Source organism: Colwellia sp. RSH04, from assembly GCF_003545765.1.
Taxonomy (GTDB): domain Bacteria; phylum Pseudomonadota; class Gammaproteobacteria; order Enterobacterales; family Alteromonadaceae; genus Colwellia.
This window is the reverse complement of sequence record NZ_QXIO01000001.1, coordinates 312,020-329,318: the sequence shown is the minus strand read 5'-3', so window position 1 is coordinate 329,318 and position 17,299 is coordinate 312,020. Positions and strand designations below refer to the sequence as shown.

Genomic DNA, 17,299 nt, shown 5'->3' with positions numbered 1-17,299 from the left:
GTCCTTATAATATAATGCATATTTTTTAGGAAGAAAGTTATGACAATAGTTTATAAAACCAGAACACAGCTAGTAGTTGAAACGCTAAGAGAAAAAATACTTAGTGGTGAAATCAAAGCAGGTCACCCTTTAAGGCAAGCAGCCTTAGCAGATGAACTTAATGTAAGCCGAATTCCAGTACGAGAAGCATTACTTCAATTAGAAGCAGAAGGATTAGTTTCTTTCGAACCACATAAAGGTGCGACTGCAACAGAACTAAATGCTGACCAAGTTGATGAGCTTTTTGAATTACGCGCTATGATAGAGTGTAATTTATTGGCATCATCACTACCTAATTTGACTGAAGCAAAGATTCAAGAGGCAGCTGATATTTTAGCGAGCTTAGATAAGGCATTAGGTAAAGAGAATGCAGCTAACACTTGGAGTGAGTTAAACTCAAGCTACCATAACTGTCTATATTCAGCAGCTAACCGCCCTCAAACACAAGATTTAGTCAACACCTTGAATAAGAATGCCGATCGTTATATTCGAATGCATTTACTATGGGCTGGCGGTATTTCAAAGGCAGGGCCTGAACATAACCAACTGTTAGAATGTTGTAAAAAAGGTGATGTAGACCAAGGTGTTGAAATATTACGTCAACATATTCTTGGTTCAAGAGACGAAATAAAAAGCTTCTTAGAACAACGCGAAGCTAATAACAGCTAATCAATTTATATAATGATTAATTTGCTTGCTTTCTATATGCTGTAAAGTGTATTAAAAGTAGGCAAATATTGACATTTTTCCTTATAATCTATAGTATTCCCGCCCCTCAAAATCACAAAAAATCTTAAGCTTTTGCCTATAATGTTTTTATGGGTTTAGTTAAGAATACCCTAAATTCTCTTAGTCTTTTCGGCTGAGTTTGTTATCTAAACAACGAGAAAATAATGTTTGAATTACACGCGAGTAAAGTCGCAAATTTAAAGAATGATGTTCTATCTGGATTAACTGTTGCTCTTGCTCTTGTGCCAGAAGCTGTTGCATTTGCTTTTGTTGCTGGAGTTGAACCTTTAGTCGGTTTATATGCGGCGTTTATGGTAGGTTTGATAACGTCTATATTCGGTGGTCGTCCTGGGATGATTTCTGGCGCTACAGGCGCTATGGCTGTTGTTATGGTAAGTCTTGTAGCAATTCATGGAGTTGAATATCTATTTGCGACTGTTGTGCTCACCGGGCTATTACAGATACTGGCAGGGATATTTAAGCTGGGCAAGTTTATACGCTTAGTGCCACATCCAGTTATGTTGGGTTTTGTTAACGGCTTAGCTATTGTTATTTTCTTGGCTCAGCTCAGCCAATTTAAAGTCACTAATGATGCTGGTGAATTAGTCTGGATGCAAGGTAGTGCATTATTTACCATGGCAGGCCTTATTTTATTAACTATGGCTATCATTCATTTATTACCAAAATTAACCAAAGCAGTGCCATCATCTCTCGTAGCGATTGTTGTGGTAACTGTATTAGTGCAAAGTTTAGGGCTTGAAGCAAGAACGGTAGTTGATTTTGTCCGAGATATGACTAACGATCCTGCGGCATCAATCGCAGGTGGATTACCGCAATTTTCAATTCCAAACGTTCCATTTAATTTAGAAACATTGAAAGTAATTCTCCCATTCGCATTTGTTTTAGCAGCGATTGGTTTAATTGAATCTTTATTAACACTAACCTTAATTGATGAACTAACGGGAACACGCGGTCGTGGTAATAAAGAATGTATGGCGCAAGGTACAGCAAATACGGTAACTGGCTTCTTCGGTGGTATGGGTGGTTGTGCCATGATTGGTCAATCAATGATCAACGTTAACTCGGGTGGTCGAGGAAGAGCTTCGGGTATTACAGCAGCATTAGCATTACTTGGTTTTATTTTATTTGCATCAGGCTTAATTGAAATAATTCCATTAGCTGCACTGGTTGGGGTAATGTTTATTGTTGTTATTGGTACATTTGAATGGTCAAGTTTTAGAATTTTAGGCAAAGTGCCTAAAGCCGATGCTTTTGTTATTATTTTAGTGTCTGGGGTTACCGTTGCTACCGATTTAGCAATTGCAGTAGTCGTTGGTGTTATTGTTTCAGCACTAGTGTTTGCCTGGGAACATGCTAAGCATATTCTTGTTACGCGCTCTATTGATGAGCAAGGTTCAACAATATATGAAGTAACAGGCCCAATATTCTTTGGTTCTATTTCTAACTTTTTAGAACAATTCACGCCTGATGATGATAGCGATGATGTTGTTGTTGAGTTTAAGAATGCAAGAGTGGTCGATCATTCCGCTATTGAAGCCATAGACACGCTTGCGGAACGGTATCTTTCTCGCGGTAAAACAATGCACCTTAAACACTTAAATCAAGAGTGCAAAATTTTATTAGAAAAAGCCGATAAACTGGTTGAATTAAACGTAATTGAAGATCCTGATTATCATATTGCAACAGATAAACTAGCTTAGGGGCTGTTGATCTTTCGGGTTTTTTTTGCAGCTTTTTGTTGGAAATTTGTACAAGGCAGAGCCTTTGTCATGTGGTTACTCCACATAAAAGGCGATAACGTCGTAAAAATGACTAACAAACGCTGTCCGAAGGATTCGGCTAAAAGCATTTTACGCTTTGTTGAGTAGTATTTGCTTAGAATGACTAAGCGACACACTACTCGCCGCGAATAAAACGTTTTTAGCTCGAACAAAACTTAATCGCGAAAGATAAACAGACCCTAGTCACATTGAAAAATGTTGCTTTATAAAAATGTGCATTAATACGTTATACTTCTATATATAGTGACGTTTAGTGCACTTTTATCGAGATATCGTTAAGGAGTAACCTATCAGTAGTATGCAGCTAGATTTTTTTGATATACCTAGTCCATGTGTAGGCATTTGCCAATCAGATGATAAGGGGTATTGCCTTGGTTGTATGCGAACGCGTGATGAACGTCAAGATTGGCGTAATTTTGATAATGACGATAAGCAGAAAGTTATTAAACGCTGTATTCAACGACGAAAACGTAAGTTAGGTCAAAGTAAGTCTAAAGCGGTAAAAGAGCAAACAAATGACCCCGATCTTCAGCCTTCATTACTCGATCAACCTAAATCACGGCCAATTAAAGACAACGACTTAGATTTTAGTGAATTTGAATTGTAACTAAGCGTTTGAATTCACTATTAACCAGTTATTATTATCTTATTGAAAATAATGGTTGCTAGCGATAATAATTATCGATATTATACGCGCTCTTTAGAGGAGCTAGAAAAGCTTTTCTTATAGATGCCCCGATAGCTCAGTTGGTAGAGCAGCGGATTGAAAATCCGCGTGTCCCTGGTTCAATTCCGGGTCGGGGCACCATATTAAGCCTTAGCATTTGCTAAGGTTTTTTTGTTTATGTCGAACCATAATCACCCATGGTGACTGTTTGGTTTCTTCCGTTAGCTTTCGCTTTATATAGATATTTATCAGCAAAGTTTATAGCATCTTTTATATGTTGTGTTGGTGCTAACTTACTAATCCCCATACTCACTGTGACATGTATTTCGTGATCTTCATGTACAATAGCTAGTCCTCTTATCTGTTGATGTAATTTTTTAGATAAGTTATCGGCATTCTCAATAGGTGTCTCAGGTAAAATAACTAAGAACTCTTCTCCTCCCCACCTTGCTACAATATCTTGTTCACGCATGAGTGATTGAAAACACTGAGATAATTTAACTAAAACTTCATCACCTATGTTATGACCAAAGGTATCATTTATTACCTTAAAATTATCAACATCACACAATATCAACGAGATATCCATCGGGTTTCGCTTTTGTCTACTGTGCTCTTGCTCTAATAATAGCAGTGCATCTCTTCGGTTAGAAAGCTTTGTTAGAGGATCTAATTTAGCTAGGGATTCATATTTTTTACTAAGTTCTAATGTGTATTGAAAGGTTCTATTACGAGAATACTCATAGAAACTTGATAAGAAAGTTACCGTAAGGTAGCTGTAAATAAGCCGAGTTTTAAATTCAAATGAATACTCAGTAATTAATAACTCACCCTGTTGGAAAAACATTAAAAAACATATTGCAGTAACAAATATAAGATTATCTATTAACCCTCGTTTTAAACCGTGCATAAATAAAGCTACAGGCGGAATTATAAAAATCCATAATGGCCCAGTATTATTAACTCCACCACTATAAACAAGATATATCATTAAGAGAACTAACGAGTAAAGTATAAAGCCTGTAGCCAAGGCCAAGTTTTGACTCTTTTTTTGTACAAGGAAGCTTGAGATATAAATAAGGCTTGCAACTAAAAGTACCCAAGCAAGTAATAAATCGCTTTGTAAAAAAGCATTGATCGACATTGCCCCAGTAATAGACATACCAACAAACGAAAATAAATTTACGACGAAAATTCTACGGTTTTGATCATCGTGTTTTTTTTCTGTTAAACCTGTCTGAAAATAAGCAGTGAGCAGCGCTTTAATTTTGAACATATCTTTCAAATGTTTTTATAAATTATCATGAAAACTAGTGGTTATTAATGAGTGTAACTCACTTATATTCAGATTGATAATTAACCAATAATAAAAAGGGAAAATTAATTTACTCTCCTATTTTTATCGTGATTTTAATCACCATCCTTCATAAATAATGCTCTCTTTTAATTACGAACTTTATCGTAAATTATAGTAAGTGGCTGTTAATAATAGTTATATCTAATTGTCATATAAAAGGGGGAAAAAGGTATTGATCCTAAGATTCACCTAAAATATACTCAATACCAATATATTGTATGCAATATATTGGTGGTCTGGGTTATCTGACTACTAAACATTAAAATTACAAAAATTATAAAAAACAAAATTATCAATTTAAGGGGTAATAATGTCTAAGTTAACAAAGGGTGGTTTCCAACCACGCAAATCGCTTGCAGCACTAGCAATAGGTACTGCATTAATGATGACTGCACCAGCAGCGATTTCTGCCGATAAAATTAACGGTAGTGTTGTAGGTCAGGTTGCCGTACAAAACGGACAAAATCTTTCCAACGTGCAAGTTGTATTAAAACATGAGTCTAAAGGTATTTCTCGTACAACAACTACTGATGAAAATGGTAAATTCTCAGTTAAAGGTCTACCTATTGGTAATTATACTGTTACTTTTTCAAAGAATGGTTTTGAAACACTACAAGAGAAAAAAATTCAAGTAATGGCCGGTAGTACTGCTGGCTTCAATGTTGCTATGAATGAGTCTGGTGTTGAGCGAATTCAAGTAACAGGCTCAAGTATCCAGGTTATTGATTTTGAGAGTTCTACGAGTAAAATTTCATTAACTTCAGAAGAGTTAGCTCTTCTACCTGTACAACAAGATTTAACATCTGTCGCCTTACTATCTCCTGCTTCTTCATTAGCAGCTGACCAAGATGGTGACTATGGTCGTGGTGCTTCATTTAATGGTTCATCTGTAGCTGAAAATGGTTACTTTCTAAATGGTTTAAACATTACTGATATTCGCACAGGTTTAGGGCATGTCGAATTCCCTTGGGAAGCGATTGCACAAGCGAACGTTGTTTCAGGTGGTGTTAGTGCAGAATATGGTCAATTTATTGGTGGTGTTACCGATTTAGTTACTAAGTCAGGTGATAACGAATTCAAATTTGGTGTTTCAGTTGATTATGTTCCAGGTTCTTTAGGCTCTCAATCTCCTGATACATGGGGATATAATAAGAATCCTGATGAAAATGGTAATTATCCTTTTGAAGATAAATTAATTACTTATAATCAAGAAGACTCTTACGATTCTACGAAATATAACATTTATGCTAGTGGTGCAATCATTGAAGATACTTTATTCTTTTATGGTATATTTAACCCGCAAAGCGTAACAAGCGAGTACGCGTCAACAAGTGATTATTTTGAAAGAACAGAATCTAAAGCAGATTTCTGGTTAGCTAAAGTTGATTGGTTTATCAATGATAATCATAGTCTCGGCTTTACTGCACTTAACAATGAGTGGGAAAAAGAAGTTACTCAAGCAGACTATGATATGGACAGCCAATCTATCTCTGGGGAATTCAGTGAACCAGATTCATCATTCTCAGGTGGTAATTTATGGTCTGTTAATTATATGGGTAATCTTACTGATGATATTTCTCTAAGTGCTGTATATGGTGTAACGGAACAAGAAGAGGGTGCTATAAACCCGACTGCCGACATTAATCGAGTTTGGTGGGAAGATCAAGACGGTTGGAGTAAAAAAGGTGGTTGGGTTGGCTGGTCACGAGATAATATGTCAAATGATAAGCGAACACAGTTCCGTTTAGATTTAGATTGGGAATTAGAAGACCACACTATTCGCGTAGGTTATAGTTCAGAAGTTGTTGAAGTAGCAGATAATATAACTTATTCAGGTGATGGTTATCGCTATGAATATTACCTAATGACTTCAGGTTGGTTAAACTGGATTAATGGTGAGCGTGCAGGTGCTGGACAAGCGCCCGTTGAGCATGAGTTAGGCGAAAACTTCTTATATAGACGTGAATATAGCAGAATTGGTACTGCAGAATCAGGTACTACGGCATTTTACATTGAAGATTCATGGCGAGTAACAGATGAAGTAACATTAAACTTAGGTTTACGTAATAGTTCTTTTACTTCTGAAACAGGTGAAGGCGATAAATACGTTGATATGTCTAACCAATGGGCACCTCGTTTAGGTGCTATTTGGGATGTAAACGGCGAAGGTACAACAAAAGTTTCTGCAAACTTTGGGCGTTACTTTATGCCGATTTCTCCTAATACTTCTGTTCGTATGACGTTAGGTGAAACTAACCAATATCATTCAATTAAGTTTGATTCAGTAGATGAAAACTACTTACCTGTAAACCCTGAAACAATGTGGGTTGAAAATTATGGTGATGGAACATTCACACAGCCATACCAAACATTAGTCGATGCAGATTTAGATCCTATGTATAGTGATGAATTTGCTCTAAGTGTATCTCATGAGCTTGATGGTAACTGGGTACTTGGAGCACGTTATATCTATCAAAACCTGAAATCTTCTATTGAAGATACTAATATGAAGTATACATTAGATAAATGGTCTGCTGCTAATCCTGAAGAAGCAGCTAAGCTTGATCCAAACTGGGACACTAGTTCTGATTGGGTAGGTATTGTTATAAACCCTGGCTCACCAGTTCATTTAGCATATGACCAAAACCAAGATGGCGTGATTAGCGATGGTGAAGGTGTAACGTGGTCTGCTGATTATGTTGGTTTACCGAAGGCTAAGCGTACATACCAAGCTTTAGAGTTTACAATTCAAGGCTCACCATTTGAAGGTGCGTATATGAATGCATCATATACATACTCCAAATCTGAAGGTAATACTGAAGGTTTAGTAAGTGGTACTCACTCACAGGCAGATCCAGGCTGGTCTGGTTCGTTTGATAGCCCTGAGTTTACAGATCATTCATATGGCAATACGTCAAATGATATTCCTCATAAGTTTAAGTTTTATGGTACTTATGAAATTATTGATAATTTATATGCCGGTGCTATTTTCCTTGCTCAAGAAGGCCGTGCTCGTAATATTTTAGGTTATCATCCTCAAGATGTTGATTCTTGTGCTCCTGAAAAAGATATCACAGCATGTAAAGACTGGAACCGTAATAACTTCTATTCCAATGGTAACCCTTCACCACGAGGTTCAGGTGGTCATGGGGATTGGATTTATAGCTTAGATTTAAGTATTAGTTATGCAATTGATTTAGAAGAGTCTGGTGCGATTACTTTATCAGGCAAAGTGTTTAACGTATTAGATGCTAATACTGCAACAACGTATAATGATATGTCTGAATTCAACAATACGATTGGTCAAATGGACCCTAACTACGGTAATCCTACAAGTTACCAAGCTCCACGTAGCTTCTTATTTACTGCACGTTATGATTTTTAATAGATAGTATATTTTTTAAAAATTAGTTTTTATGAAATGCCAGTCAACTGTGTTGTCTGGCATTTTTTTATTCTTAAATAATTATTACAAAATACTTTGTAACATTTAACTCCGAAAACCTTAGTAGTAAATTGCTTTCTCTGTTGTAATAAAGTTATCCATATAGTATATATCTTATATTGTATCCAATTAAGTGTTTGCAAATATAATTGTAAGCCAAAACTGCTCTATGGATGCATAAGTAAAATATAAAAATAAAACAATGAAATAATTCAAGGAATTACAATGAGAACCCCAAACAAATTTAAGCTTTCAACATTATCTGTTGCAATGCTTTCTGTTGCTTCTACTCTTGCTATGCCAACAATGGCTGCTGAAGAAGAGGAAGTAGAAAAAATTATGGTCACTGGTTCACGTATTGCACGTGCAGAAGTGGCGTCAACATCACCTATCACTGTAGTGTCAAAAGCGCAAATGACTAAGCTAGGTATTAGTGATGTAAGTAGCGCACTACGTCGTTTACCTGCAATCACTGGTGCAAGTGCTAATAACCAAAGTAGCTCAGGTGCTGTAAGCATTCAAACAGCAACACTGCGCGGTATTGAAGCGACAAACACTTTAGTGTTATTAAATGGTCGCCGTATTGTTGGTTCAAATGAAAATGGCTTAGTTGATTTATCGACTATCCCTTTTGAAGCGATTTCTCAAATTGAAGTACTAAAAGATGGTGCTTCCGCGATATATGGTTCTGATGCTATCGCTGGTGTTATCAATATTATTACCCGTAAAAATTACGAAGGCTTTGAAGTGAATGCTCGCTGGGGGCAGTCTTCAGAAGGCGATGCTGATGAACGTGAACTTGGCTTAGTTATGGGCTTTAGTGCTGATAAAGGCAGCATAATGATTGCGGCTTCTTCAAGTAATAATGATGGTTGGGAAGAAAAAGATCGTTACATGACTAAAGATACTGACCGTCGTTACATGGGCGGTACTAATGTTAGTTCAGGTACAACACCTTATGCTCGGTTATCTGGTTTTGGCTTAGACCCGAGTGAAACATGGACTGTTCCTGATGCGAGTAACCCATCAGCGGTTATTCCTTTTGACTATGACACTATGGGGTATAACTATCGTGGTGCTCAATCAGGCGCAAATGCGAATAAAACTAATAGCGTGTTTGTAACAGGTGAATATGAATTAAGCGAAGATGTCTTATTCTTCACTGAATTATCTTTTCATGATGGTTTTGTTCAAGGTAACCAAGCGCCTCCAGGCACTGATACCGGTTGGTATGGTGATAACGTAGATACACCTAATGCGTTTAAGCGATACCCTGATGCAGACGGTAATAATTTTGGTGTAGGTCCAAACCAAAAATATAACCCGTTTGGTGAAGCGGGTAATGTGACTCGTCGCTTTAGTGAATACGGCTCACGTTTATATAAAACGGATAACAGTATTAAGCGTTATACCATCGGCCTTCAAGGGACCATTTTTGAAGAATTTGATTGGGAGGTTAACTTCTCTAGTCAGTCTGCTGAGCTAATTACTCGTGGTGGTGCACAACCATCAATTAATCAAATAGAACGCGCTTTATCAGATGAATGTGAAACAGAAGCTGATCCAACGTGTGTTGCTTTAAATGTATTTGGGCCAGAAGGGTCTATTACACAACCCATGTTAGACTTTATTAATACAACAGCACCTGTTGTAACGAATAAAAATGACCTAATGTTTATGCAAGCGCATATATCTGGCCCAGTAGTCTCAATGCCAGCAGGTGATTTAATGTTCTCATCTGGTATTGAGTACCGTGAAGATCAATTATCAATGGAAGTTGATCAAGCGCAGCGTACGGCAACGTTTGATGTTTCTTGGGGCGGCTCAAGTACACCTGTAATTTCGCCAGTACGTGAAATTACCGAGCTTTACTTAGAGCTTGCTATACCAGTAATTGATAATTTAGAGATTGAAGCTGCCGCACGCTATAGTGATTATAGTGATATTGATGAAAGTACGTTTAATCCTAAATTAGGTGTAATTTATCAACCTCTTGATATATTAAAGTTACGTGCAACGTATAGTACAGGGTTCCGTGCGCCAACAATGGCACAAATGTATCAAGGAAGAACTTCTGCAATTAGCACCAATTTATATGATCCATGTAACCCTAGTAACGAAGCAAACTTTAGTTCAAGCAAGCCAGAGTGTGTCGCTTTAGGGTTAGATCCTCAATATAGTCAAAATGCTATTCAAAGTTTTGACATTATTGGTGGTGGTAATGCTGATTTAGAGCCAGAAGAAGCAGAAAACATGACATTAGGTCTTGTTGTAGAACCACTAGATAATTTATCGTTCACGCTTGATTATTTCGATATTCAACAAACGAATGTGGTTTTTGCAAGTACCAACTATGTTATTGATCAAAATGTTGGCGGTAATCCAGAGTACTCAAGCGATGTACTTAGATCTAATAATGGTACAGGTTATATCCAAACGGTTTTTGCTCCAGCTAATAACATTGCAGCGCGTAATTTATCGGGCTTTGACTTTAATGCTAATTATATCCTTGAAACCGACATTGGTGAGTGGCGTATTAATTTTGATACAACGTTAATGGATAAATTTGAAGTACAAGATACCAGTGATACAGCGTTTAGAGACATTGTTGGTACCTACGATGGCGCCTTTGGTAGTATCCCTGAGTGGAAAGCTAGTATGCAGCTTGACTGGACTATGGGGAATATTCGTGCAACTTGGGACTTTAATTATAACAGCGATATTGCTGTTGTTGATGGCGAAGGTAAAACAGTAACTTACACTGTTAATGATATTAAAAAGCAAGACGTAATGGATGCAACAATGATTCATAACATGCAAGTAGGTTACTTTATCGATACTATTGGTACCGATGTACACTTTGGTATTCAAAACGTATTTGACCAAGAACCACCATATCTAAATCAAGGTGTGACTTCGACGGATGATAACTTGTATTCATTCCGTGGTAGGTTCTTTTATTTTGGTCTTAAGAAAGAGTTTTAATTACCAATACTTAACTCAATTTAGTTAAGTTGACTTACCAAGCTCACCATTAATCATGGTGAGCTTTTTTATATTCTGAAGGAGAAAAATCACTAATAGCGTTATTTAAAGCGAACTAAACATACCAATAGATCATAAGAAAATGACAAATTGCTGCTGCCAGTACAAATAAATGCCAGATGGCATGAGTATAAGGAATATGCTTTTTAACGTAAAAGATAACCCCAACACAATAGATGAAACCACCCAAGGCTAGTAAAAAAATAGCTTGTACTGGTAACTGCTGGCCAAGTTTGCCAAGAATGCCAAATGAAATAAACCCCATGCCAATGTAAGTGACAAGTGATAACTTTTTATAACGGTTACCAAACTTTATCTTAAAAGCAATGCCTGCAATCGCTATAGCCCAAATAATAGTAAGCAAACTATAGCCTAATGGACCAGCAAGGGTAATAAGCAATATGGGTGTATATGTTCCAGCAATAAGTAAATAAATCGCACAATGATCTAGCGTTTTAAAAATTGGCTTTAATTTGGCGTTGTTAGTGGCGTGATAACATGTTGATGCTAAGAATAAAATAAGCAAGCTTAAACCGTAAACAATGTAGCTAAAAAGCGATAGGCTATTGTTTTGTGATATGTCTGAAGAAAGTGACTGAGAAACTAATAAGAAAAGTGCAATACAGCTTAAAAAGGCACCAATTCCGTGACTAATGCTATTTGCCTTTTCTTCTGTAGGAGAATAACTAGAGATTGCAGTTTGCATATAAATTCCTGAGCCGTAATTTTATAAATAATAATTTAAGCGTACAAGTGTACACTAAAAGTGTACTTTCTTAAAGACGAGTTTGATCATGGCTGGTAGCCATAGGTGAAATAATACTAATATGTAGTGGGGATTTTAGGTGAGAAAACGGTTAGGGCTAACTAAAGCCCTAAATAATAAGTGAGTATAGGAGACTAAGCGCTGGGCTTATTATAAGGTATGGCTAACACGACATTATAAGGCGAGTTCGATAACCATATTTTTTAATTCGTCTTTTGAAATTGAATTAGTGTGGTCGGTATCAAAGCGATTAAAAATGGTTTCACACATGCGAATCCCTTTATCTTGTAAAAGCACATCAATTAGCTCTACAAACTCGCTTCGACTGATAACGCCATCCTTGTCTTCATCGAAAACTTCAAATAATTCATCCACCCATTGGTTTAATTCCATAACATCTCCAAGACAACAATAAACTCAATAGTTTAACCATATCTTTAATTGAAACATATTGGAATGCCTTCGTTAAAAAAAAAGTATTTTTTAGTTAATAATTGATTAATTTTTAATTAAAATAGCCTGTTAAAATTTTTTTATAGAAAAAAACAAAAAAATTGTAATAAAAGTGAAAATGCAGTGACTACCTGTTTGAGCTTTATTAAGGAAATTAAAATGAAAAAAATGTGGAAACAACTCATTGCTATTAGCTTATTAGCGACAGCAAATACTAGCTGGGCTAATGAAAAAGCGCTCACCATTGAAGATTGTCATTTAGGTGAAATTCGTTCAAAGGTTAAATGTGGCGCATTGTTAGTACCAGAAAACTATGTGGATGAAACAAGCGATAAAATATCAATAAATTTTGCAGTATTACCCGCAATTGATAACAGCGAATACAAAGCACCACTGATGTTCTTAGCAGGAGGCCCGGGTCAAGCGGCAGTTGAACTAGCAACAACGCTAAATCGAGTCTTTAGAGAAATAAGAAAAACGCGCGATATTATTTTAGTTGATCAGCGTGGTACTGGTAAAAGTAGTGCCCTTGCCTGTGACTTAGATGATGAAGAAGATGTTTATAGAGTATTGCCAGAAGAGCTAAATACTGATGATGTAAAAAGCTGTATTAGCCAATTTAAAGGTGATGTCACTCAGTACAATTCTGAAAATGCCATTCGCGATTTCGATGCGATTCGTGCAGCCTTAGGCCATGAAAAGATTAATATATATGGTGGTTCATACGGTACAAGAGCAGGTTTAGTTTATTTAAGAATGTTTCCTGAGTCGTTAGAAAGTGCAGTATTAGATAGCGTAGGCCCAATTGAAGTACCTATTGGTATGTTTGGACAGTCAGGTGCGAGATCATTTAATTTGCTATTAGAAAACTGTAAAAACAGTGAATCATGTCATAACGCTTTTCCTAATTTGGCAGAAGAATTTCAAGCGGTTAAAACACGATTAGCTAAAGAGCCAGTAAAAATTGACATTCAGCACCCTAGGTTAGGTACACCAACACAATTTGTTTTAGATGATACAAAGTTTACTGGCAATTTACGTTTTCAACTTTATGGTGTTGAAGGCCGCTCTATGGTGCCTTTAGTGATTCATCAAGCATACTTAGGAAATTATCAACCACTAATTGGTTTAATTGCGCGTACAGAAGGTGAACAATTAGTGTATACCGGCTTATTGTTTAATATTGTGTGTAATGAAGACATTCCTAGAGTTTCGCCGCAAATGCAAGAAACTGATGCTGCGAATGAATTTGATGGAGCAGCTAGTCACTTAGCGTGGGAGCTAATATGTCCGTTATTTCCACAATACCGCCCAAGTGAAGACTTTTACCAACCAGTAACAGCAAATGTACCTACATTAATCTTATCTGGTGACTTAGATCCTGTGACACCCCCGAGTAATGGTGACTTCCCAGCAAAAACACTACCAAACAGTAAACATATTGTTGTTAAAAATGCTTCACACACAGTCGCTATGAGTACATGCGCGAGTGACATTATTGGTGAGTTTTTAACAAGTAAAGATCCTAAATCTCTTGATGAGTCTTGCCTAGAAGACGTTCCAGAAGAAACTTTTATGACCAGCGTAAATGGCGTTGAATAGGTTAAATAAGGAAATTAATAATGATTGAAGTAAATAATTTACATAAAAGCTTTAAAGATAAAAAGAATACCGTTAAAGCACTTGATGGTTTGTCATTCACCGCAAAAGATGGAGAAATTACCGGAATATTAGGGCCTAATGGCGCAGGTAAAACTACCTGTTTACGCACATTATACGGTTTACTTTCTGCTGATGAAGGCTTTGCTGAAATTGATGGCATTAAAGTAACCGAAGAACCATTAAAAGCGAGAGCTCGGTTAGGAATATTTCCCGATAAGTTTGGTTTGTATGAGCGTTTAACTGCCTATGAGCAAATTGATTATTTTGCCAGTATTCACGGTTTAACGGGTGATAACAAAAAACAAGCCATTGAACAGGTGATTAAAGATTTAGAACTTCAAGAGTTGGCACATCGCAAAATGGTTGGTTTTTCACAAGGTCAACGAATGAAAGTGACGTTAGCGCAAGCATTAGTTCATCAACCAAAAAACTTTGTTTTAGATGAGCCAACTCGCGGGCTCGACGTGATGAGCACTCGAATTTTACGTAAGCATTTAGCTAAATTTAAAGAGAAAGGCCACTGTATTTTGTTTTCATCTCATGTAATGCAAGAAGTTGCTGCGTTGTGTGATCGCGTGATTATTGTGTCAAATGGTCGATTGGCTGCTCAGGGTACACCGCAAGAATTATGTGAGTTAGCGGGCGAAACACAACTTGAAGAAGCGTTTGTTAAACTCATTGGTTCAGATGAAGGAGTAGCTGCATAATGAATTCAAATATAGGTCAGTTTAAAGCACTACTTACCAAAGAATATAAAGAAGCGTTTCGTGATAAGCGCGCCTTAATGGTTGCCTTAATGATGGCGTTTATGGCACCGATTATGATTATGGTGATGTCAAAGGTCGTTATCGAAAAAGCGGTTGATAAACCTCCCGTTTACATTAAATTTACCGGCGCAGAATATGCGCCAAAATTAATGGCGCATTTGCAAAAAGAAAACTTACTCAACTTTGCCGATATTCCTGATAACGATAAAGCCATTTGGGATGAAAGAAATATTGTTATTAATATTCCTGAGTCTTATGGCCAAGACATGGCAGACGGCAAAACGATTAAAGTACATTTACAAGCAGACTTTAATGATAAAGCCGTGTCACCGCCAGTTCGTCGTATTAATAATGCTATAAGAGATTTCTCGCTTTCTATCGGTTACAAGCGATTATTACTTCGAGGTGTGGATATCCGCTTGTTAAACCCGGTGAAACTTGTCGAACAAGACACCTCAATGCCAGATGCAACATTTATCATGATTTCTATGATGATGGGTCTGTACATGATAATGGCTGCTTTTATGTCAGGTTTATCAGTCGCCATCGACTCAAGTGCTGGCGAAAGAGAGCGTAACGTACTTGAAATGCTATTATGCCAACCCGTTAGTACCCTAAAGATTGTTTTAGCTAAATTGTGTGGTGCATCGACTATCGCTATTATTGGTGTTGCCTTAGTGCTAGTGCTGTCGTCAATTTCAGTCAGTTTTGTTGACTTAACCAAAATCGGTGCAACTTTTAGTTTAGGTTTTACTAAAGGATTAACGCTATTCTTATTGTTATTACCCATATGCTTCTTTGCATCAGCTTGCCAATTGTTTTTAGCTTTTCAAGCAAAAAGCTTTAAAGAAGCACAGTCTACAGTAAGTATGGTTATTGCTATTCCAGCGTTTGTGCCATTTGTATTGATGATGATGGATGATCGTCCTCAATGGTTAGACTGGGTTCCAATTGCTGGGCAATCGTTGATCATGGAAGATGTATTTAAAGGTGTAGACGTTAACTGGTTAGCTATTTTGGCAACAAGCGGCGTTACTATCGCGATAACTGCGGCTTTAGTGGCGGTATTAACTCAGAAATTAAAATCTGAGAAAGTTGTGATGGCATTAAGTTAACGCTTGCTGTTTAGCAGTAAATAAAATTAAAGATGAAAGCCAAACTACTATTATGTTAAATTCGCAATCAATAAAAATATCGACATGTTCTAAAGAGTTATTAAAAAGAGCGCAAGTTGAAGCGAAGGATAGTGGTTTGGATTATCAAATAATCTTTACAAAATGGATGACGGAGCATGAGAAATTGCTGCGTCATATCATTAATGGTTTTGAAGCAAAACCGGCATTACAAGATGAACTCTTTCAAGATATCGCCTTAAATATTTGGCGTGCATTGCCAAAGTTCAGACAAGATGCCAGCGTAAAAACGTTTGTTGCCCGTATTGCTCATAATATTCTCGCTACTCATGTAGCAAAATCAGTCAAATCGGTGAAAGTTACCCATGATTTATCTGAGTTATCGCAAGAAGCTGAGCAAGATCAAACGCAAGTTACACCTTACCAAGAGCTAAACCAACAACAACGTCAGCAACGTCTTTCTAGCGCCATTCGCCAATTAACATTAGATCAGCAACAAGTTATAACCTTGGCTTTAGAAGGCATGAGTTATCAAGAAATGGCTGAGGTATTAGATATTTCAACTAATTTGGTTGGTGTGCGATTGCAGCGAGCAAAAGCTGCGTTAATGACAATGTTGGAGGCAGTATGACCAACAAAAATAATGATGAAGCCGTGAACTTAACACAGCAAAATGAAGAATTAAATTCAGCACATGACCAAGTAAGCTCAATCGATGATGCTTGGGCTGAACTTTCGCAAGATTGGCAAGCGCAACCTACGCCTAAAACCGATATTCAAGCACTATTAAAACAAACGCGTCGTCGTACTTTCGGAGCAAAACTATGCTTCGCACTTAATGTTATTGCAACCTTGAGTTTAATCGGCGTGTTTATATACGGCGTCTTTGATAATCAATTAGGTGATCCATTTAATACTTATATAGGGTTCGGCGCGTTACTCTCGGTGTTCTTTGTCTCTTTTGAAATTAAAATTCGAGCGGCAACATGGCGTCAGCTTTGTGATAGTCCTGATAAAGCGATTGAAAATGCCGTCATTGCCTGTAAATCGTCAATGAACTATATGCGAATGACCAAATACTCATTTATTCCATTTCTCATCTTAGTTAATTGGTTTATTTTTGCCCTTGAAGAAACGACTGAAAAAAGCATCATTCCTCCTTTGATATTCGTTAATAGCTTTATGTTAGCGATGTTTGTTTTATTTGAGTATTTGCATCGTAAACGCAAAAAACAGTATCAACAGCTTTTGTTGTTGTTGTCTGAATAAATAACAGTTTCTTAGTTGCTATTCGAATTTAATTTTGAATGCTGGTCTTGGTGTTGTTTTTATTATATTGCCTTTCTGATTTTTATTCGGTATATTGCTTCATCTATGAAATTTGATCTATAAAGTGAAAGTTTCTATCGAATTAAACACTAGGAACTACGGAAT

The 17,299-nt window shown here is 36.9% G+C and carries 13 protein-coding genes and 1 tRNA gene; 11 read left to right on the top strand and 3 right to left on the bottom strand.

What is annotated here, in order from left to right:
* Positions 1-39 precede the first annotated feature (39 nt).
* The 4 genes from D1094_RS01335 to D1094_RS01320 all read left to right on the top strand — a co-directional run bounded on the left by D1094_RS01335 (position 40) and on the right by D1094_RS01320 (position 3,378).
* Entirely contained in the window at positions 40-708 is a 669-nt protein-coding gene (locus D1094_RS01335) for a GntR family transcriptional regulator (protein WP_118958275.1), read from the top strand.
* 224 nt (positions 709-932) lie between these two features.
* Positions 933-2,489, top strand: a complete 1,557-nt coding sequence (locus tag D1094_RS01330) for a SulP family inorganic anion transporter (protein WP_118958274.1) — start codon at positions 933-935, stop codon at positions 2,487-2,489.
* A gap of 379 nt (positions 2,490-2,868) precedes the next feature.
* The gene (locus tag D1094_RS01325) at positions 2,869-3,177 is read left to right on the top strand and encodes a DUF1289 domain-containing protein (RefSeq protein WP_118958273.1); all 309 of its coding nucleotides are present in this window, start codon (positions 2,869-2,871) and stop codon (positions 3,175-3,177) included.
* Between the two features lie 125 nt (positions 3,178-3,302).
* Positions 3,303-3,378, top strand: a tRNA-Phe gene (locus D1094_RS01320).
* A 34-nt stretch (positions 3,379-3,412) separates the two neighbouring features.
* On the opposite strand, the gene D1094_RS01315 is transcribed toward D1094_RS01320, so the two are convergent.
* The gene (locus tag D1094_RS01315; protein ID WP_182440064.1) at positions 3,413-4,513 is read right to left on the bottom strand and encodes a GGDEF domain-containing protein; all 1,101 of its coding nucleotides are present in this window, start codon (positions 4,511-4,513) and stop codon (positions 3,413-3,415) included.
* A gap of 391 nt (positions 4,514-4,904) precedes the next feature.
* Here D1094_RS01315 and D1094_RS01310 point away from each other — a divergent pair, with 391 nt between their 5' ends.
* On the top strand, positions 4,905-7,979 hold the full coding sequence (locus D1094_RS01310) for a TonB-dependent receptor (RefSeq protein WP_118958272.1): 3,075 nt from the start codon (positions 4,905-4,907) through the stop codon (positions 7,977-7,979).
* Positions 7,980-8,264: 285 nt separating this feature from the next.
* Positions 8,265-11,024 (top strand): TonB-dependent siderophore receptor, encoded by a 2,760-nt coding sequence (locus D1094_RS01305; protein ID WP_118958271.1) that lies wholly within the window; start codon positions 8,265-8,267, stop codon positions 11,022-11,024.
* Between the two features lie 115 nt (positions 11,025-11,139).
* On the opposite strand, the gene D1094_RS01300 is transcribed toward D1094_RS01305, so the two are convergent.
* Together D1094_RS01300 and D1094_RS01295 are read right to left on the bottom strand one after the other, a co-directional pair.
* On the bottom strand, positions 11,140-11,790 hold the full coding sequence (locus tag D1094_RS01300) for a hemolysin III family protein (RefSeq protein ID WP_118958270.1): 651 nt from the start codon (positions 11,788-11,790) through the stop codon (positions 11,140-11,142).
* Positions 11,791-12,024: 234 nt separating this feature from the next.
* Positions 12,025-12,243 (bottom strand): EF-hand domain-containing protein, encoded by a 219-nt coding sequence (locus D1094_RS01295; RefSeq protein WP_118958269.1) that lies wholly within the window; start codon positions 12,241-12,243, stop codon positions 12,025-12,027.
* A 219-nt stretch (positions 12,244-12,462) separates the two neighbouring features.
* Here D1094_RS01295 and D1094_RS01290 point away from each other — a divergent pair, with 219 nt between their 5' ends.
* The 5 genes from D1094_RS01290 to D1094_RS01270 are packed head-to-tail and all read left to right on the top strand — an operon-like array spanning position 12,463 to position 17,134.
* Positions 12,463-13,905 carry an alpha/beta fold hydrolase gene (locus tag D1094_RS01290; RefSeq protein ID WP_118958268.1) on the top strand — a complete coding sequence of 481 codons (1,443 nt, stop codon included), beginning with the start codon at positions 12,463-12,465 and terminating at the stop codon, positions 13,903-13,905.
* 20 nt (positions 13,906-13,925) lie between these two features.
* Positions 13,926-14,672, top strand: a complete 747-nt coding sequence (locus tag D1094_RS01285; RefSeq protein WP_118958267.1) for an ATP-binding cassette domain-containing protein — start codon at positions 13,926-13,928, stop codon at positions 14,670-14,672.
* The gene (locus D1094_RS01280) at positions 14,672-15,847 is read left to right on the top strand and encodes an ABC transporter permease (RefSeq protein WP_259337782.1); all 1,176 of its coding nucleotides are present in this window, start codon (positions 14,672-14,674) and stop codon (positions 15,845-15,847) included. The genes D1094_RS01285 and D1094_RS01280 overlap by 1 nt, the downstream gene beginning before the upstream one ends.
* 52 nt (positions 15,848-15,899) lie before the next feature.
* Positions 15,900-16,496 (top strand): RNA polymerase sigma factor, encoded by a 597-nt coding sequence (locus tag D1094_RS01275; protein WP_118958266.1) that lies wholly within the window; start codon positions 15,900-15,902, stop codon positions 16,494-16,496.
* Positions 16,493-17,134, top strand: coding sequence for a hypothetical protein (locus D1094_RS01270; protein WP_118958265.1), 642 nt, complete (start codon positions 16,493-16,495; stop codon positions 17,132-17,134). Before D1094_RS01275 ends, D1094_RS01270 begins: the two co-directional genes overlap by 4 nt.
* The last annotated feature ends 165 nt before the right edge of the window (positions 17,135-17,299 follow it).